The sequence below is a fragment of the Paenibacillus aceti genome (assembly GCF_003614185.1).
GTDB classification, from domain to species: domain Bacteria; phylum Bacillota; class Bacilli; order Paenibacillales; family Paenibacillaceae; genus Fontibacillus; species Fontibacillus aceti.
This window is the reverse complement of the sequence record NZ_KZ987724.1, coordinates 1,190,831-1,208,914: the sequence shown is the minus strand read 5'-3', so window position 1 is coordinate 1,208,914 and position 18,084 is coordinate 1,190,831. Positions and strand designations below refer to the sequence as shown.

The 18,084-nt window shown below is 49.6% G+C and carries 17 protein-coding genes and 1 pseudogene; 2 read left to right on the top strand and 16 right to left on the bottom strand.

Features of this window, described 5'->3' with window-relative positions:
* Positions 1-178 precede the first annotated feature (178 nt).
* The 5 genes from BFJ94_RS05435 to BFJ94_RS05415 all read right to left on the bottom strand — a co-directional run bounded on the left by BFJ94_RS05435 (position 179) and on the right by BFJ94_RS05415 (position 3,436).
* Positions 179-535, bottom strand: a complete 357-nt coding sequence (locus BFJ94_RS05435) for an ArsR/SmtB family transcription factor (protein ID WP_120461743.1) — start codon at positions 533-535, stop codon at positions 179-181.
* Between the two features lie 2 nt (positions 536-537).
* Positions 538-972, bottom strand: a complete 435-nt coding sequence (locus BFJ94_RS05430) for an SRPBCC family protein (RefSeq protein ID WP_229717081.1) — start codon at positions 970-972, stop codon at positions 538-540.
* A 129-nt stretch (positions 973-1,101) separates the two neighbouring features.
* Positions 1,102-2,034: a DUF4261 domain-containing protein gene (locus BFJ94_RS05425; RefSeq protein WP_120461742.1), complete on the bottom strand. Its 933-nt coding sequence runs from the start codon at positions 2,032-2,034 to the stop codon at positions 1,102-1,104.
* A 187-nt stretch (positions 2,035-2,221) separates the two neighbouring features.
* Positions 2,222-2,770, bottom strand: a complete 549-nt coding sequence (locus BFJ94_RS05420) for a GNAT family N-acetyltransferase (RefSeq protein WP_120461741.1) — start codon at positions 2,768-2,770, stop codon at positions 2,222-2,224.
* 45 nt (positions 2,771-2,815) lie between these two features.
* On the bottom strand, positions 2,816-3,436 hold the full coding sequence (locus BFJ94_RS05415) for a TetR/AcrR family transcriptional regulator (protein ID WP_120461740.1): 621 nt from the start codon (positions 3,434-3,436) through the stop codon (positions 2,816-2,818).
* 283 nt (positions 3,437-3,719) lie between these two features.
* On the opposite strand from BFJ94_RS05415, the pseudogene BFJ94_RS05410 reads away from it, so the two are divergent.
* Positions 3,720-4,126: pseudogene (locus BFJ94_RS05410) on the top strand (diadenylate cyclase); the annotation flags it as partial.
* 57 nt (positions 4,127-4,183) lie between these two features.
* On the opposite strand, the gene BFJ94_RS05405 reads toward BFJ94_RS05410, so the two are convergent.
* The 3 genes from BFJ94_RS05405 to BFJ94_RS05395 form a co-directional block, all read right to left on the bottom strand.
* Entirely contained in the window at positions 4,184-5,377 is a 1,194-nt protein-coding gene (locus BFJ94_RS05405; protein ID WP_120461739.1) for a bis-aminopropyl spermidine synthase family protein, read from the bottom strand.
* A gap of 631 nt (positions 5,378-6,008) precedes the next feature.
* The gene (locus BFJ94_RS05400; RefSeq protein WP_120461738.1) at positions 6,009-6,293 is read right to left on the bottom strand and encodes a hypothetical protein; all 285 of its coding nucleotides are present in this window, start codon (positions 6,291-6,293) and stop codon (positions 6,009-6,011) included.
* A gap of 48 nt (positions 6,294-6,341) precedes the next feature.
* A complete protein-coding gene (locus tag BFJ94_RS05395) occupies positions 6,342-6,896 on the bottom strand; it encodes a DNA topology modulation protein (protein WP_120461737.1) in 555 nt (184 codons plus the stop codon).
* Between the two features lie 205 nt (positions 6,897-7,101).
* On the opposite strand from BFJ94_RS05395, the gene BFJ94_RS05390 reads away from it, so the two are divergent.
* Entirely contained in the window at positions 7,102-7,860 is a 759-nt protein-coding gene (locus BFJ94_RS05390; RefSeq protein WP_120461736.1) for a class I SAM-dependent methyltransferase, read from the top strand.
* Between the two features lie 52 nt (positions 7,861-7,912).
* On the opposite strand, the gene BFJ94_RS05385 is transcribed toward BFJ94_RS05390, so the two are convergent.
* The 8 genes from BFJ94_RS05385 to BFJ94_RS05345 all read right to left on the bottom strand — a co-directional run bounded on the left by BFJ94_RS05385 (position 7,913) and on the right by BFJ94_RS05345 (position 18,044).
* Positions 7,913-8,425, bottom strand: a complete 513-nt coding sequence (locus BFJ94_RS05385; protein WP_120461735.1) for a hypothetical protein — start codon at positions 8,423-8,425, stop codon at positions 7,913-7,915.
* Between the two features lie 315 nt (positions 8,426-8,740).
* Positions 8,741-9,259, bottom strand: coding sequence for a GNAT family N-acetyltransferase (locus BFJ94_RS05375; RefSeq protein WP_229717079.1), 519 nt, complete (start codon positions 9,257-9,259; stop codon positions 8,741-8,743).
* Between the two features lie 126 nt (positions 9,260-9,385).
* Positions 9,386-9,637, bottom strand: a complete 252-nt coding sequence (locus BFJ94_RS25750; protein WP_240431897.1) for a hypothetical protein — start codon at positions 9,635-9,637, stop codon at positions 9,386-9,388.
* Between the two features lie 529 nt (positions 9,638-10,166).
* The gene (locus tag BFJ94_RS05365) at positions 10,167-10,583 is read right to left on the bottom strand and encodes a PaaI family thioesterase (protein ID WP_229717077.1); all 417 of its coding nucleotides are present in this window, start codon (positions 10,581-10,583) and stop codon (positions 10,167-10,169) included.
* Positions 10,584-10,817: 234 nt separating this feature from the next.
* Complete coding sequence (locus tag BFJ94_RS05360) at positions 10,818-12,503, bottom strand: long-chain-fatty-acid--CoA ligase (RefSeq protein ID WP_120461734.1); 1,686 nt, start codon at positions 12,501-12,503, stop codon at positions 10,818-10,820.
* Positions 12,504-12,530: 27 nt separating this feature from the next.
* The gene (locus BFJ94_RS05355) at positions 12,531-14,315 is read right to left on the bottom strand and encodes an acyl-CoA dehydrogenase FadE (RefSeq protein WP_120461733.1); all 1,785 of its coding nucleotides are present in this window, start codon (positions 14,313-14,315) and stop codon (positions 12,531-12,533) included.
* A gap of 130 nt (positions 14,316-14,445) precedes the next feature.
* Positions 14,446-15,627: an acetyl-CoA C-acyltransferase gene (locus BFJ94_RS05350; protein WP_120461732.1), complete on the bottom strand. Its 1,182-nt coding sequence runs from the start codon at positions 15,625-15,627 to the stop codon at positions 14,446-14,448.
* Positions 15,628-15,644: 17 nt separating this feature from the next.
* A complete protein-coding gene (locus BFJ94_RS05345; protein WP_120461731.1) occupies positions 15,645-18,044 on the bottom strand; it encodes a 3-hydroxyacyl-CoA dehydrogenase/enoyl-CoA hydratase family protein in 2,400 nt (799 codons plus the stop codon).
* Between the last annotated feature and the right edge of the window lie 40 nt (positions 18,045-18,084).

Sequence of the window (18,084 nt, the reverse complement as noted above, 5' to 3'; positions counted from 1 at the left end):
AAAATAAAAATAGTTGTATTAACAAATATATGGCAAACAACTATATTTGTCAATGGAAGTTATTCACATCATTTTATTCCATTTTCATTTAAACACTTCAAATAAAGAGGCCCTGCCACCCCCCAGAAGGAAATGCGACAAGGCCTGTTCTATCCATGATTTGCAACGGCTAAACTCATCATCCTAAGTTCGAATCCGGCTTCGGATCAGCTTCCAAATCGGCTTCAACATAGTATTTCAATTGCGACAGCTTATTATCCCAGAATCGGTCAAAATATGAAATCCAGCGCTTCAGTTCAAATAGCGGATCTGCATTCAAGCGATAGCGCGTCTCCCGACCTACCTTCCGCTCCTGAACAAGTCCCGCATCGGCGAGAACATGCAAATGCTTGGAGACGGCCGTGCGGCTCATTGTGAAATGACGGGTTAATTCCTTCAAGGGCAGCTCCTGATCACCTAATAAACCAAGCAATTCGCGGCGCGTCGGATCAGCGATGGCCTGAAAGACATCTTGTCTTGCCCTGGCAGCTTCCATCCTTATTCCTCGCTATATGCCTTCAGCTTGAGCACAAGTCCGCTCCAGCCTGAATCCATATTGCCGCGAATCGCTGTATGCGGCTGTCCGAACTCTGTAACCTGCGCGGCGCTCCAGCCGCTATGAATGACGGTTACCTCCGTCTGGCCTTCTCGCTCAACTAATTCGAAGGTCAATGTCCAATCTTTGCCCCAATTGAAGGATAGCCGCTTTGGCGCCACAACCTCAGTCACCTTGCATGGTGATTGTCCAAATGGACCCGCATTTAGATGGAACTCATGCCCCACCACCGCTTCGAGATCATTCGGCATAAACCAGGCGGATAATCCCTCCGCAGTTGAAACCGCACTCCACACTTTATGGATCGGTGCATTCACCAGAATAGAATGGCTTATGTCGGGTAATGTCTGGTCTTTATGCTCCATATGATTGTCCATATCGTTCAAATAAACTCCTTTCAAATAGGGAACTCTTTGGTTTCCAATTGTTATTATATGAAACCTCATGGTTTCATGTCAAATTAAAAAAGACCGCACCCCATCATCAGGATACGGTCTGGCATTAACTTACTCCGTCTCATCCGCCGGATCTGAGTTGTTCTGTCTACCAGCATAATAAGGAGCGCCCGGATCGAGGTCGAGTACGACGCGGTGAGGTGCTGCCAGTGCATATTGATGTTCACAGCGCCAGCGCATATCCTCCGTAAATCCGACGGTCTCTCCATCCTGGATGATATCGCCCTGACTGAATAGATAATAGCCGATATTGCTCATATGGTCAGCAACCTCATTCGGTTCCAGATCATAATAATGGCACTGGATGTCCGGAATACCAAGCGCAGCCAGCCCAACCGTATCCATTAACTTCTCCGCCCTCTCGCTACCTGTACCTTCAACATTGTATAAGCGCAAATTCATAGCACCGTATAATATAGCACCTTCTTCAACGGCAGCCAGGTATGCCTTCGGCTCAACGAGCTTATCGCTCTCCCGGAAGTAAATCGCATCGCAAGGACAGGTCTCAAGCACTGCACGGAGCGCACCACTGAACAACTCCAATCTCGATTTGGGCTCCAGTCCCGAAGCCATTATGTCGATCAGTGTCAGAGAGTAATTGCATTCCTCTAAGGTTTGCTCAGCCTCCCGCCAATGCCAAGACTGCTGAACAGCAGTTATGTATTCTTCCGCCGGACGATGCTCAATATTCATGAGACTGGTCTGCGCGGGCATTTCCCCCTCTGCATATCCAAGCATATAATTCATATGGAAGAAGTGCAGCATCGGCCCCATATCCGGTTCATAAGCTTCCCATACAGCGAGTTCCCCCGTATCGGCTTCTTTCTGATCCGGCATACTCGTCGTGCCTGTGTAGAGCTCCATTTTCTGATACAGCAGGTCCCGGTCCAGCTTCGGCTTCTGCTTGTATTTCAGTTCGACCGAATAGATACGTGCGAAGCCAAAATCCTTCTCTTCTTCAAGTATTTCATTCACATCATCCATGCCCATGCCTCCTATGTATTCCTTTTCCTGTTCCAGTCCAACAGATCAATCAGCTTCTAATCTACACCTCTTATTATATGGATTTGCCCTCCACAAGTCAGCCACAAAAAAAGACGATCCCCGATTTCTGCATCGCCAGATCGCCTTAGTCATTTTACTATTAAAATTTGAACTTCATAATTCCGTCTCATGATCCCGCCCGCATCTCCATATAATTACGCTGAAGCAGTCCCATATGCAGAATATCATGCCATCGCCCTTCTCTGAACAATGCCTCCTTGCTGCTGCCTTCCTGCTGGAAGCCGAGCCTCTGATAAAGACGGATCGCCCTATCGTTAAAAGAGAACACCCGGAGTGACAATCGATGCAGATTCATCTCATAAAATCCATAATCCAGCAGCAGCTTCAATCCCTCCGAACCGTAACCCTTGCCCCAGAACCTCTTGTCCCCGATGTCGATAATGCACTCTGCGTTTCTATTCTTATAATCAATATGAATGAGAGCCAGCACACCGATCGGGGTTTCATTTTCCTTCTCAAGCAGAATATAGCTCTTCGAGGTGTTGGAGCCGAGGATCACATGCTCGACAAAGGCCTCTGTTTCCTCAAGCGGATACACATCTAGACAAAGATTCGTCGAACGCATAACCTCCAGATCATTCCTCCATGAATGGTACAGCACCGCATCCTCCTTCGTCATTTTCCGTAGCTTCACTCGCGTTGATTCGAACAGCATCACAGTCACTCCTTTGTTTTTGTGGATTTTGTAAAAAGTACGAACTTACCCTTGAACCGGACTTAGCATTTGCTCCAGTGAGAACAGGAGAGCTGCTAATTGCTCCTCAACCCGGGTTCTCTCGCGACCGAGCTGATAGGTGTCCAGCATCAAGCCATTCATGAAGGAAATGAGGAATCTGGCCATTGTACCTGGACGGAGCTGTGTCCGAAATTCCCCCCGGCGAATCCCCTCTTCAATCGCTTCCTCTATCGCCGCCGCGGTTTCATCATAGCGATCGGATATGTACGGAAAATTCTCTTTATTCTTCACATACAGGGACGAGAGGAAAAATTCCGATTTCGCCAGCAGCAGCGTATCATGGAGCGATTCAATATACCCTTGCTGATCCTCTACCCATCGCTTGAGATGCTGCCATACTGAACCTTCTGCAGGAGGGGCCAGAAACTGAATGATCTGCTGGTCCTCGTATTTCAGAACCTCCATAAACACATGATCGATATTGTCAAAATAGCTATAAAATGCTCCGCGCGAAATCCCCGCTTCATCCATAATATCCTGCATCGAAGTATGGACGAAGCCCTTCTGAATGAATACCCTTTTGGCAGCCTGCAAAAGCTCGCGCCTTCGCGCCTGCTTGTAATCTTCGCTAACTTTTGGAGCCATGAGCAAACATCTCCTTCCGCAAAATATACAATAGTGTATAGTTTATTATAGATTATAACCGACACCTATGTATAGTTTCAAGCTCTGTGAAAATAAACTGCACCGCTCGGATATCCGCTCCTCTTTTGGGAAAAAGTAAAAAGGGATACAGCAGATTTCTGGGAATCGAGGTTATAGATTATGCCCGACAATAATTGTAATTCTTCCCCGCTAAAAGAGCATTTGGAGCAGCGACTTGAAGAACTATCTTCATTAGCACGGCATAATATCGGCTTGTTGGCCGAAGTACCAGGATCTATCGATATGTGTAAAAAATCTATCCGAACGCAAGCATGGCGCTTGATCGTCGTGGAGCGGAACGACCCTCTTGAATCCCTTATAACATCCAATATACCGATCGGCGGAACACTGACTCATTCCTTGCTTGAATCGATCTTCTACCCGGGCAATCCCCTTCATGACGGCGCTGTCCTGGTTCGCTCTGACACCGTCGTGTCCGCCGCTAATGTGCTCCCCTTGTCTAACATTCACGTGACTGATAGAAAATTGGGAACCAGACATCGCGCGGCGATCGGTCTGACGGAACGCGGCGATGCTTTTGTGCTGGTCGTCTCCGAGGAGACAGGTCAGGCCTCGTTTGCCATAAGCGGAGTTCTGCATCCGATCAATATGTCGCCATTTGAATCCTGAATGTGAATAACCTCAGACGCCAGGATGGGCATCTGAGGTTATTGGATTTATATGCGTTTAAGCTCTTTCTTCATCTTTCTCGTGCAGCACGGTCTTTCTGGCGATCAGATCAAAGATGGCATGGCCACAGCTAATACAGCCCTCGTTCTTAAGCTGCTCTATCGTCGCGAACTCGCCCTGCATACCCACAAGCACTTCTCTTGAACATTGTCGGCAGCGGTAAGTCCGCAGCGTCTGCTTCACTTCGCCTGTATACAGCGCATCGGTAAATTCCCCCGCATATTCCGGCTTCGTCTGATCCGTTGTACGCAGAACGAACATCTGACTACGGTTGGCGATCATCTCCGCTCCTTCATAGGCGTTGAACCGAGGGTAATTCGCGCTGACAGTCAGCCCCATATGAAGCAATTCACGCTGCATAGCCAGCATGAACGGCGGCGACTTATGTGCGAAGGACAGGAAGATCGGTAACCCCTTCTGCGGCTTCAATGCCTGAATACCGCGAGACACGAACAAGCTCATCCCTTGCAGCGTATAAGGAGGGTCCGTGAAGAAGCAGTCGAATTGTCCGTGTAGCTTCTCCGGTAGCGGCTCCCGTAAATCAACGCGATGACAGTGAATCGGCAACTTCGCATCGGAGGCAATTCCCTCGGTAAACTGTAGAAATCTCTCATCAATATCGAGTACATCCACTCGTGTTGCCGAATGAGTGTCAGCAGGGAATAAGCGCCGCAACAGCAAGCCGATCGATACGCTCACTAGGTCATCATCACCAACACATAAAATCCGCTTGCCGATTAATGTATGCTGCTTCAAGCACAGAACTGCCCGACGCAGACTCGTCTCCGGTGTACATTGGGATTGATCGATCTGTACATCCACCGTTGGCCGCAGTGGAAATATCGCCTCTAATATATCGAGCACATCCTGAAGCTCTTCAGACCAGTCCACCGTCTCTTGCAGCAAGCTGCGATATAACGATTGATTCAGCCCGTAGTATCCCCACTCCTGTTCGATCCAGTTCAAGCCGTCAGATGAACAGCGAACGCCACGATCCTGCACCAGCGCTCCTGCCTTGATCAATTCCCGTTTAATCGCCGCAGCCACAGGGGTCGGCAGTAAAGTCCTGCGCGCCAACTCTTTCGTGGAAATCCCCGGATTAAGATAGCATTCCAGCAATAACTGCTCGATCACCTGCGTTCCTTCCTGCAAATTAATGTGTTGACTTACCTGTTCTATATATGTTTTCAATGTAATTTCCTCCTAAGGGTTCGTTCTTGATTGTGATTCAATAACTGCGCTCTGTCCGATTGCCTATAGAACAGCGGATCTGCTTAAGGCGACCATCATTTCTGCCGTATAACAGAAAAAGGGCAGGAATGAACATACGTCATCCCGCCCTCTGATCGAGCTAGAGCTGCCTACATACACACCACCCACCTCCAACCAAACACCTCGGCCGAAGTTAAATTAAAAAATCCGCGCTGAAAAACAGCACGGATGTGATGGATGTACATAAATAAGCAGCCATATGGCCATGATGTATCCGCTGTTCTTAACTAATTCCGAAGCCCTTCAAAATCCCACAACAAAATAAACCTCGCTATTTCAAGCGAACGGTCTGTACGGACTGTTGAAAAACCTCAAGTATGGAATTTGATTTAGTTAAGAACGAACCCCGACATCAAAAACTCCCCTTTAGTAAAAATTACCTTGATATAATACAATACGCATTTTACTATATAACCCAGCTGCTGTCAATCATTAAATTGCGAAAAGCAGCACCTGTTTCGTTACAATTTCCAGCAACCCCTTTTGGCGCAAATAGCGTTACCACGTTTCGTTAGAGTTCATTAGCCTTCTATTAGGGCATGTAATCTATTCACTTCTTCTTGCGAAATAGTGAAATCCCACCAAAACCGCTGATTACAGCCAGGTAATAGCCAAGATCGTACCACCAGCCTGAATTATTCACCTCATATATTCTGATGTCATGGTTAAATACACCGATAATTAGAGAGATCGGCGCAATCCAGCCATGCCAGATCCCCCAGAAGAAACCGGCCTGATTTTGCGCAGTATACGTTCCGTCTCCTGGTACACAGCCTGTTAACATCGACATTAGAGCAAGCAGCATTGCGACTAGTATGAAATATTTTGCCTTCATATTCTTCATCCTCCATTTTGAATTAGTAAACACTTAGCGACCATCCCGTTAAAGACCGAACTCATAACCATCGATCTCATCCAAATAAGCTAGCCCTCTTTCTTTCAATTGATCTAATATGAGCCGAGCCTGCTTGGGCTGTTTAATGATTATGACTTTTTTATTCACACTATGCTTCTTCATCTTCTCCATTATTCTTGGCTTTTTATCTCTTCTGAAATTCCAACCGTATTTAATAAAAGCCCAATCGATAGACTCCGGACAGCCCTCATTCAAATCCCGTCTAGTTTTGCCATGATACTGAATCCGTCTCTTAATCACTCTATACGTTGTAATCCATGGCGAGAGATCCATGAAGAAGATGACATCCGCCGCTTCCAATCGAATATCTAACGTTCTACCGTAGTACCCGTCGATGATCCAGCGATTTTCTTTTACCAGATTTCTATTGAACTCAGCCCACTCTTCTCGCGGAGTCTCCTGCCAACCCGGCTTCCAAAAATAATAATCCAAATGATAGACCGGCAGGTCCATGATCTCTCCAAGCTCGTACGCGAATGTTGACTTACCAGAACCACTTGCCCCAATGAGTATGATTTTCATGATTTTGGACTCCTTTTATGATAGAGGGTAATTGCTTATGGATCTATCCTATGGTAACATTTAGGTTAATTTTAATGAAAGTAGGCGATTTAGTTGACAGTCAGCTCTTTCCAACTCACCCCAAAATTCGAGGGACGGAAGGCTTAATATCGGTTCACCCTATATTATCATTCCTTCCGTCTTATAAAACGGAGGAGAAAAAGAAATGTTCAGTTATTATAGTGACTTATGTACGGAAGTGTATGATCTTACCAAGCCTGTAGGCTACTCGATTGGCGGAGATATCGAATACTATCTCGAACGACTTAAGTCTTGCCAAGGCCGGATTCTGGAAGCAGCCGTAGGCTCTGGCCGCATGCTAATCCCGCTATTACAAGCAGGATTGCTTGTGGATGGGCTCGACTATTCTCCTGAAATGCTGGCTTCCTGCCGCAAGCGTTGTGAGGAACGGGGCTTAAGCCCGGCATTGTATGAAGGAGAACTGCAAAATTTCACACTCCCTCACAAGTATGAAGCTATCATTATCCCAACCGGCTCCTTCTGTCTGGTGGAGAATCGTCAAGATTCGATCAAGGCTCTGCAATGCTTCCATGATCATCTTGTTCCCGGGGGACGGATTCTGATCGATCTAATCCTGCCCGAGACGATGGAACCCGGAAAAGTCACTACCTCAACCTACGCGCTACCTTCCGGCGAAGTAATCACGATAGAAGACAAATTGGTCGAAGTTAATTTGCTTCACAATTACACGGTCTCCTATCTGAAATATGAGAAGTGGCGTGAAGGGAAGCTCGCCCAATCCGAGCTGCAGCGATTTGCACTGCGCTGGTTCGGCATCGAAGAATTCAAGCTAATCCTAGCAGACCTTGGATTCAGTAATATCGTATGCTCTACCGATTATGTATACGGTCAAAAGCCAACGAGCAGCAATCAGACATTTACGTTTGAAGCTGTACGGAGATAGTTAGTATAGCCCTGGACTTTATGGTCCGGGGCTTTTTTATGGTGTCATGCATTCAACGTTGTAGCGTAATTTTCTTCACCCAGCTCAGATCCTTGCCCAGTTTCTTTTCCATATGTATATAGTATAGAGCAAGATCTTTCATTCTGGATGAGTCACCTATTATCTGCATTGTAAATTTGAGCTTATACTTTCCCTGCTGATCAGGGATTGCAAACCCAATACTATCGATACTCCGCTCTCTGTCCATCTGATTTATTAAGATCTCTTCGGCTACATAATCAGTACCTACAGAATTGGGGGCATACAGACCATCTTCATGTATGAAACTAATATTCCCTAATCCCTTCGCAATCGGGTAAATAAAATGATGGGCTGGTTCATCATGAAGTCTATTTACCTCAAGCTCTACCAGTAAATGATCTTCGTCATAAGGCTTGATGCCTCCCATCATTTGAATATCATCCGCTGTCATTGAAGGAGTAAGAGAATGATAATAACGATATGGAAGGCCAACTATCCCAAGAACAACGATCATTATACCTAAAATAGCAAGTATCTTCTTCATGATCCCATCCTTTCGCAAGGCTCACCCGTCCTCTATCCTCTTGCTTCATCCCATAAATCTTTAACTAGATAAATTATTAGTTCATCATCAACGACGACAGACTTGCCTGGGATGACAGGGACATTCTTATAGGTCATACCGTTGCCGTCCGCCACATATCCGCGAGACATGTACATTCTCTGCGCATTTCCGTAATCCTTATATAACCCGACACCTAGCCCGATATACCGGGAAGTTTCGCTGACGATCCGCTCGAATTCATCGAATAATTGACTGGCAACTTTTCTCCGCCTATACTCTGGAAAAACGTTCAGATCATTGAATGAATCGGTACTGAATTAAGGGACCCTGTACCCCCATGTATTCCTCACTGCCAAGTCTACTAACTTCTTTGAATCCTATTTTTTCAAGCATCCTTCTGGAACGGATATTGTCTTGATTGACCTCAGCATCAATAATTTCTAGCCCTAGCTCTTCTGAAGCAAACTCGATCATACGCATCGCTGAAGCACGCCCAATCCCTTGCCCCCAAAGGGCACTCTCACCAATTGCTATTCCCAATTCAGCCGTGTTATCTTGAATATTGGCCAAGTCTGCATAACCAACAAGTCTTCCATCACACTCTATTCCCATTCGAATGAAATTTTCTATTTCACCGCTGACACAAAGGTTCCACCAGCGATATATCTCCTCATTACTTCTATTTTGCTCCCACCCATTGGCGGAACAAAACGCCTTATCCCTGCTCCAATCGACAACAACACTATAATCCTCTAACGTTATGGGTCTTATTGTTACGTACTTTTCAAACTTGTTTTTCATATGTTCTTCCATTTAAGTATTCCTCCCCGAACCATCGCTTCCATTCCCCAGCCGTTGCCTTAACGAATCGTTCTATCTCGTCTATCTGAAAATAACCAGGCGTGATTTGAGGCTCGTTCCTCTGATCCTGCAGCCATGCTACCCTACTATAAAATCCTTCCCTCCCGGCTCCGAACATTTCCGCAAATATTCTGTGCACTTCTCAAAAATTTGTTCCGCCTCGGGCAGAATATCGTTCTGTACAAGGTGGGTTCGACCCTTCTCAGCCCTCGTAATATTTCCTCTCACATGAATAGCATCAGGGGCGATACTGCCTAGCAACAAATTAGGGGAAGCTTGACCAGCAGCCAGCTCCTCCGATACCGCGAAATGTACCATAGGCCAAGGCAATAACATCTCTCCTCTCATTTGGAATAAGTTTTACGACTCTCGTAAACACTCCCAGGCAAGGTTCAAAACTGCAAATATGCAGGTTTTCAGCTCCAACCGACCTGTTCTTAAGCTAATTCCTGCAAATGTGCAGGCTTTTCCTCCAATTCTCGCAAAATCGGGCCGATGTAGAGAAAATACCTGCATTATCGCAGGAATTTACTCTTTCGAGGCCTCCAATTGGCAAAATTCCTGCATAAATGCAGGCTTTGCAGAAACCTAAGCTATGCAGCTAACCGAAAGTCGCGGAAATCTCCTCATGCAATTACTACCAGTTTATACAACTCTTGAACTCTCAACAAGCGAAAATAAAGAGCAGCGCCGGAACCCTTCTCCCGCACTGCCCCTACTTAAGTCCGCTATGCTGTTGCCAGTCAGTTCATATTTCATAATGCAATGCTATTTCCAGCCAGTTCGTACTTCATAATGCTACTTCCACTATGCTGTTACCACCCGGTTCAACCTTCCTGCCGCTCGGCAAGCGCCTCCTTCAACTTACCCGGAACGTGCCGGTTCCGAAGGCGCATAGATCACCATTGTCCATTCTGGCAAAGGCATGGGCTGTGATCATAGTGCGGCTCGAATGGATCAGCTCGGCGCTGACAATCATACGGCCGGTACTCGATTTGGCCACATAATTCATGTTCAAATTCGTCGTCACAACCTTGCAACCCGGCCGGTTTACCATCGCCAGAAGCCCCATAGCCGAGTCTAGCAGCGTGGCATGAACCCCACCATGGACGATCCCGATCAAATTATGATGATGCGGCTTAACTTCCAGCGTGACAACGACATGACGCTCATCTACCGTCTCCACCTGAGAGCCGAGATAATCCCAGAAGGTTCCCTTGGAGAGACGATCCCATTCCTGCATATGGGTCTCCTTATGGTGTTCATCTGCTTCCACCCCGCCCCCTCCTTCCCCTTAGAACTGCTTTAAGCTGCACTCAACAGCTCAATTCGCCAACAGAACAGCTCAGCCGTTCAACCTTTTACGAAATCTAATAAGTCCATGGCTACTTTCCAAAAATACTTACCTATAACTCCCCTATTCCCTGACTCCCCCATATAAACATGTAAACTCGACCTACTGCGACAAGCAGCATCATGCGTTACCATTTCAGATCATCCTACGGATCGATCACTTCTGTTCCTTATCTGACTTAGCCTGCTCCTCCTCAATCAGTCTGCGGCGCAGTACCTTGCCCGCCATCGTCTTCGGCAGACTATCCCGGAACTCATATACCTTAGGAACCTTGTAAGCTGCCAGCCTCTCTTTGCAGAACTTTTTCAATTCCGCCTCATTCAGCTTCACTCCGCTCTGCGCTACGATGAATGCTTTAACCGTCTCCCCCCGGTAAGGATCAAAGATTCCGGCGACAATCGCTTCCTCTACACCCGGGAACTCGAATAATACCTCTTCTACCTCACGCGGATAAATATTGTAACCACCAGCGATAATAATATCCTTGCGTCGATCCAGAATATAGAAGAACCCGTCCTCATCCATCTTGCCCAGGTCACCAGTGAGCAGCCAGCCGTTATGCAGACATTTAAAAGTCTCCTCCGGCCGGTTCCAATACCCCTTCATCACCTGCGGGCCTTTCACCGCCAGTTCCCCGACCTCGCCGAGCGGCACCTCCTCCAGCGTATCCGGCTGGACGATCATCGCCTCGGTGTCCGGGAACGGAATACCGATCGAGCCATTCTTCCGTTTCTCCCAAATATTGTTGGCGTGCGTCACCGGCGAAGCCTCTGTAAGACCATACCCTTCGATCAGCTTCCCGCCGGACAGTTCCTCGAACCGGTTCTGTACCTCCAGCGGCAGCGGCGCCGCACCGCTAATGCAGACCTGAATGGAAGACAGATCGTACTTCCCGACCTCCGGATGATTGATAATCGCCACATACATCGTCGGCGCGCCTGGGAACACCGTGGGCCGCTCACGGTCAATCGTCTTCAATACCTGATTGATCTCGAATCGCGGCAGCAGAATCAATGTCCCCCCGAGAGAGATGGCCTGATTCAGCAGCACCGTCATTCCGAACACATGAAAAAAAGGAAGCGCTGCCAAATATCTCTCTTTGCCAACCCGATAGCGATAGAACCATAGATGAGTCTGGACCGTGTTCGCGATCAGATTTCGATGTGTGAGCATAACCCCTTTGGCGAAGCCCGTCGTCCCCCCGGTATACTGAATAAGGGCCAGCTCATTCTCCGTATCGATAGGTGCCATGTAAGGAACGGGTTGAAATTTTTTGATCATCTCCTTAAAGGAGATGATGCGCTCATTGTAGTTCACTTTCACCGCTGTTCCGTCCTTTTTGGCTTTTAACGGGTACAGCATATTTTTTGGAAAAGAAAGCTCATCCTGCACTCTCGCCACGATTGTATAATCGAGCGGGTGCTGCTCCATCGCCTTATTAACCCGATCCACGAGAAGATCCAGCGTTACGATAACCCGCGCTCCCGAATCCCTCAACTGGTATTCCACCTCTCGCGGCATGTACAGCGGATTGGTCATGACGACCACTCCGCCGATCAACATCACGCCATAATAGGCGATCACCGCCTGTGGACAGTTCGGCAGCATAATTGCTACACGATCCCCCTGCTGTACTCCAAGATTACGCAGTGCATTCGCGAAGCGATAGGTTTTATCCAATAAAGTCCGGTAGGATGTCTTCGCTCCCATGAAATCAAGGGCCGTCTGCTCGGGAAATCGTTGCGCTGAATCCACTAGAAATTGTGCCAAATGCTGCTGCGGATAATCATAGGTCGGTGGTACTTCGGCGGGATAATGTTGCAGCCAAGGTTTTGCACCCATCCCTTCCACCTCCATTTCAAATGGTCTTTATGAGACGTAATTCTCCGCCTGGATAACTTGAGCGGCGATCTCCCGCTTTATAGCGATCAAATTGAGCGGAGACCTCTTGGCCCATTTCTTCAAGACGGAGAGCTGTGTCCGCAGCATATCGCCGGAAGCCATCGCCGTTAGCACCTCTCTCGCCCATCCCTCAATACGACCAAATTCCTCATTAATATAAGCTGTGGTCATCAGAATAGCCAGCTTCGCCTTCTCTTCAGAACTCTGACTGATCTTCTTCTGCGTCCTGAGCAGCGCGCTCTCCATCCCGAATATCGAGATCATGATATCGGCAAGATTACCCAATATCTCTTGCTCCTGCTCCAGCTTGGCCTGATAAGTTTGCACGGCGCCGGCTCCCACGAGCAGGAAGATCTTCTTAGCCATCTTCAGCAGATGGGCCTCCTGTTCCAGAACGCCATCGCCCTCTGGAGGACTGACCCGCTCCATCATTTCTGCCTGCAGCGCCATCGCCTTCGGCAGCAGAGGCAATTCTCCCTTGAGCGCCCGCTTCATCAGCGTACCAGGAATCAGCAGCCGATTAATCTCATTCGTACCTTCGAAGATACGGTTGATCCGTGAATCGCGATAGATCCGCTCGACCCGGTACTCCTTGGTATAGCCGTATCCACCGTGGATCTGCACCCCTTCATCGGCAACGAAATCCAGCGTCTCCGAGCCGAATACCTTGTTAATCGAGCATTCCAGTTGATACTCGGCGATCGCCTTGGCGGAGTGGTAACCGACATCCGTAGCGCCAGGATCTGCCTCCGCAACCCCGGTATCGAATAATCCGGCCGTCCGATAAACCATGCTCTCCAGCACATAAGTGCGAATATTCATGTCGGCCAGCTTCTTGCCGATCAGCGGGAAGGAGGATATTTTTACACCGAATTGGGTTCTCTCGTTCGCATATTGAGCCGAAAGCTCAATCGCATCCTTGGACGCTCCGACACACCCAGCCGCCAGCTTGAAACGACCGATGTTCAGAATATTAAAGGCGATCAGATGCCCTTTGCCTACCTCCCAAAGCAGATTCTCGACCGGCACCTTGACATCTTCAAGAATAAGTGGGCAGGTGGATGAAGCCTTGATCCCCATCTTCTTCTCCTCAGGACCGATGCTGACTCCCTCCATGGAGCGCTCCACAATAAAAGTGCTGAACTGTGTCCCATCTACCTTGGCATAGACAATGAAAACATCCGCGAACCCGGCATTGGTAATGAACTGCTTCGTACCATTTAATATATAATGAGTTCCATCCTCGGACAATTGGGCCGTCGCCTTGGCGCCCTGCGCATCCGAGCCGGAGGAAGGCTCCGTCAGACAGTAAGCAGCAATCTTCTCCCCGCTAGCCAAGCCTGGCAGATACTTCTGCTTCTGTTCCTCAGTTCCGAAATAGACGATCGGTAGCGTCCCGATCCCGACATGCGCCCCGAAGGACAGGGCAAAGGAGGAGGCCTTAGTCAGCTTCTCATTGATCAGCGTAGTGCTGACCTTATCCAGTCCCATGCCGCCGTATTTCTCCGGCACATCCGCACCCAGCAGGCCTAGCTCACCGGCTTCACGGAGCAATTTGACCGTCAGATCATAGTCCAGATTCTCCAGCTCTTCATCATGCGGAGCGATCTCCCCCTGTACGAACTGCTTCGTCATATCCGCAATCATACGCTGCTCTTCCGTGAAATCCTCCGGCGTAACGACACTGTGGAAATCTCCGTCCTCAATTACGAAGCTGCCGCCCCGTACTTTATTAATACTTTGCTGACTCATTCAAACCTCTCCTCCTTGAAAAAATTCATTGGATTATTGTCACTCTAACGAAACTACAGATCGCTATTGTCGCCAAAATAGAGGATATATCAGCGATACCACGTTTCGTTAGAGGTTTGTAGCATGTAAACTACCCGTGTACCTCGAACACTCCGGCAGCTCCCATACCGCCACCGATACACATCGATACGACTCCATATCCGCCGCCGCGTCTGCGCAGCTCCGAGATGAGTGAAGCGCTCAGCTTCGCTCCTGTACAGCCGAGCGGATGACCCAGGGCGATCGCACCACCGTTCACATTCACCTTCTCTTCATCCAGCCCAAGCTCACGGATCACATGCAAGCATTGTGAAGCGAAGGCTTCATTAATCTCATACAGCGCCACATCGTCAGACTTGATTCCAGCCATGGCCAGCGCCTTAGGAATCGCTTTGACTGGTCCGACGCCCATCAGCTCCGGCTCAACCCCCGTTACGGCAAAAGAGCGGAAAGTCGCCAATGGCTCAAGCTGCAATTGCTCCGCTTTCTCCCTGCTCATCACGACCAGGGCGGCTGCGCCATCGCTCATTTGTGAGGAATTCCCGGCCGTCACCGTGCCTCTCGCCTTGAAGCTTGGCGTCAGCTTGGATAGCGCGGCCAACGTAGTGTCCTCACGCACCCCCTCATCTGTATCGAATACCGTGACCTTCGATCTCAGCTTTCCGGAATCATCGACATTACCAGACATCGTCTGCAAGGGAATAATCTCCTCTGCAAACTTCCCGGCTGCTATAGCAGCGGCTGCCCGCTGATGAGAACGCAGGGCGAAGGCATCCTGATCCTCCCGGCTGATCCCATGCTTCTCAGCGACACGCTCCGCTGTATGCCCCATCCCGATATACACCTCAGGATATTGCTCAACGATCCGCGGATTCGGAGACATTTTGAATCCGGCCATCGGCACATGGCTCATGCTCTCCACGCCTCCGGCGATGATCACATCCGCATGCCCGAGCATAATGCGCTCGGCGGCGAAGGCCACCGCTTGGAGTCCCGAAGAACAGAAGCGGTTAATCGTCAAGGCCGGAACGGTCACCGGAAATCCCGCATAGAGCGCCATAATGCGGGCGAAATTCAAGCCCTGCTCTCCCTCCGGCATGGCACAGCCGATAATAATGTCCTCGACCTCTTCTTTTTGCAGGCCCTTGGCCCGTTCGACAACAGCTTCCAGAACAGCTTTGCCCAGCTCATCGGCGCGAGTCTGCACGAGACTGCCTTTCTTGGCCTTACCGACCGCCGTCCGGGCTAACGATACAATGACTGCTTCCCTCATTCTCTCATCCCTCCCCACTAATTGCGCAGCGGCTTGCCTTTCGTCAGCATATGCTTCATGCGCTGCCTCGTCTTTGGTTCCCCGCACAGACTAAGGAATGCCTCCCGCTCCAGATCGAGCATATATTGCTCGCTCACAAGTGAGCCGGCCGGAACATCTCCTCCTGCCAATACATGTGCCAGCTTCTTTGCGATCAACAGATCATGATCGCTAATGTAACCGCTCTCTTTCATACTGATCGCGCCTAGCTGAAGTATCGCCTTACCTTCCGAGCCTACGACCCGCAGCTTGCTTGCCTTAGTTGGCTCATAATCGGAAGCGGCCAATCGCAGTACCGCCTGCTTCGCCTCGTGGATCGTATAATCCGGGTTAACGACTACCCGGTCGCTCGGCCTTAAATAGCCAAGGCGCTTCGCATCATGACCGCTGTTCGATACCTTCGCCGTGCCGATCGTCTCGAACAGGCGGTTGATATACGGCTGCAGATCAGCATCCGGCAAATGAGCCTGCTGGCTCGCCCGCAGGGTAAGCTCCTTACAGCCACCTCCAGCCGGGATCAAACCGACGCCGACTTCGACAAGACCGTAATATGTCTCCGCCGTAGCGATGACCTGATCCGCGGGCAGGCATGCCTCGACACCGCCGCCAAGCGTCATCCGGTGTGGAGCCGCGATCACCGGCTTCTCGAACTGCTTCAGCTGATACATCGTGTTCTGGAACAGCGATATAATGTCGTCGACCTCATCCCATTCCTCATCCTCAGCCTCCATTAATAGAAGCATCAGATTGGCGCCAACACAGAAGTTACGCCCCTGGTTCGCAATGACCAGGCCGGCGTAGTCGCGCTTCCTGATCTCTTCCTGGCTCTGTGTGATCATGCTCAGAATATCTTCACCAATCGCATTGTTAGGAGAATGGAACTCGAGACAAGCTACGCCGTCACCTAAATCAATCAGACTGGCTCCGGTATTGCTTCTAAGCACCCGCTTCTGCTCCTTCAAGTCCCGCAGCGATATGATCTGCGGCGGTTGCTCTACCGCCTTGAAGCTTCCGCTCATGACATGGAACAGCTTCCCTTCCTCTCTTCTATAGAAGGAAGTACCTCCGGCTGCGATCCACTCGCTCACCCACTTAGGAATCGGCAGCCCTTCCGCTTCCATTTTTCTCACGGATGGAACCAGTCCGATGGCATCCCAAGTCTCGAACGGCCCCATCTCCCAATTGAAGCCCCATTTCATCGCCTCATCGATATCGCGAATGCTATCCGCAATCTCGCCGAGCTTGGCTGCGGAATAGAGCAGCACATGCTTCAACACATTCCAGGCCAACTCGGAATAGCGGTCGCCGCCGCTCAGCAGTGCTTTGAGCTTTGCGCGGGAGCCCTTGGCCGCCTTCGCCGCCTGGAGCGAACCCGAGGATGGCTTCACCTGCGGTCCATAGTCGAAGCTCTGCAAGTTCAAAGAGAGGATCTTACTCTCCCCTTTTTCTTTGAGCTTGCGATAGAAGCCTTGCCCCGATTTCTCCCCGAGCCAGCCCTGTTTGACCATTTTCTGAAGCGGCTCCGGTACGGTAAACACTTCAATCTCCGCCGCATCCTGCACATTTTCCCGCACATTGTCGGCTACATGCAGGAAGGTATCCAGACCGACCAGATCAAGTGTACGGAATGTCGCGCTCTTCGGACGTCCCATCGCCGGGCCGGTAACGGCATCTACCTCCTCAACGGTATAGCCCTGCTGCAGCATCTCCCGCAGCGTGACGAGCAATCCATACGTACCGATGCGATTGGCGATGAAATTCGGCGTATCCTTAGCGATGACGACGGTCTTGCCGAGGGCACGCTCAGCCACTTCACGCAGCCTGGCTACATGCGCCGGGTCTGTATTTTCGCCAGGGATAATCTCTAACAGCTTCATATAACGCGGCGGGTTGAAGAAATGCGTCCCCATGAAATGCCGACGGAATTCCAAGGACCTGCCTGCGCTCATCGCTTCAATCGAAATTCCCGAAGTATTGGTGCTGACCAGCACTCCAGGCTTCCAGTGTTGCTCGATCTTGGCCAGAAGCTCCTGCTTCACTGCCAGATTCTCTACTACAACCTCGATCACCCAATCCGCATCCTCAATCAGATGCAGATCATCCTCCAGATTACCGGGACGAATGCGCGCCGCGAACTCTGGATCGTATAACGGTGCCGGCTTTCTTTTGACTAGTCCAGTGATTGCTGTTGAAGCCAGCCTGTTTCTAACTGCCGTATCCGATAGCGATAACCCCTTGGCCTTCTCGGCCTCTGTCAATTCCGCAGGTACGATATCAAGCAAAGTACAGGAAATCCCCACGTTAGCCAGCTGAGCTGCAATTCCGGATCCCATGATGCCCGAACCGATCACGACCGCTTTTGAAATCGATCTATTCATCCATGCTTACCTCCAAACTTGTGAAATTCACACTATTAAC

Excerpts from the sequence above, each read along its gene's own strand:
- BFJ94_RS05435 (WP_120461743.1), bottom strand. The coding sequence starts at position 535 with ATGGAAGCTGCCAGGGCAAGACAAGATGTCTTTCAGGCCATCGCTGAT.
- BFJ94_RS05430 (WP_229717081.1), bottom strand. The coding sequence starts at position 972 with ATGGACAATCATATGGAGCATAAAGACCAGACATTACCCGACATAAGC.
- BFJ94_RS05425 (WP_120461742.1), bottom strand. The coding sequence starts at position 2,034 with ATGGATGATGTGAATGAAATACTTGAAGAAGAGAAGGATTTTGGCTTC.
- BFJ94_RS05420 (WP_120461741.1), bottom strand. The coding sequence starts at position 2,770 with ATGCTGTTCGAATCAACGCGAGTGAAGCTACGGAAAATGACGAAGGAG.
- BFJ94_RS05415 (WP_120461740.1), bottom strand. The coding sequence starts at position 3,436 with ATGGCTCCAAAAGTTAGCGAAGATTACAAGCAGGCGCGAAGGCGCGAG.
- BFJ94_RS05400 (WP_120461738.1), bottom strand. The coding sequence starts at position 6,293 with ATGAAGGCAAAATATTTCATACTAGTCGCAATGCTGCTTGCTCTAATG.
- BFJ94_RS05395 (WP_120461737.1), bottom strand. The coding sequence starts at position 6,896 with ATGAAAATCATACTCATTGGGGCAAGTGGTTCTGGTAAGTCAACATTC.
- BFJ94_RS05390 (WP_120461736.1), top strand. The coding sequence starts at position 7,102 with ATGTTCAGTTATTATAGTGACTTATGTACGGAAGTGTATGATCTTACC.
- BFJ94_RS05385 (WP_120461735.1), bottom strand. The coding sequence starts at position 8,425 with ATGAAGAAGATACTTGCTATTTTAGGTATAATGATCGTTGTTCTTGGG.
- BFJ94_RS05375 (WP_229717079.1), bottom strand. The coding sequence starts at position 9,259 with ATGGAAGAACATATGAAAAACAAGTTTGAAAAGTACGTAACAATAAGA.
- BFJ94_RS05360 (WP_120461734.1), bottom strand. The coding sequence starts at position 12,503 with ATGGGTGCAAAACCTTGGCTGCAACATTATCCCGCCGAAGTACCACCG.
- BFJ94_RS05355 (WP_120461733.1), bottom strand. The coding sequence starts at position 14,315 with ATGAGTCAGCAAAGTATTAATAAAGTACGGGGCGGCAGCTTCGTAATT.
- BFJ94_RS05350 (WP_120461732.1), bottom strand. The coding sequence starts at position 15,627 with ATGAGGGAAGCAGTCATTGTATCGTTAGCCCGGACGGCGGTCGGTAAG.
- BFJ94_RS05345 (WP_120461731.1), bottom strand. The coding sequence starts at position 18,044 with ATGAATAGATCGATTTCAAAAGCGGTCGTGATCGGTTCGGGCATCATG.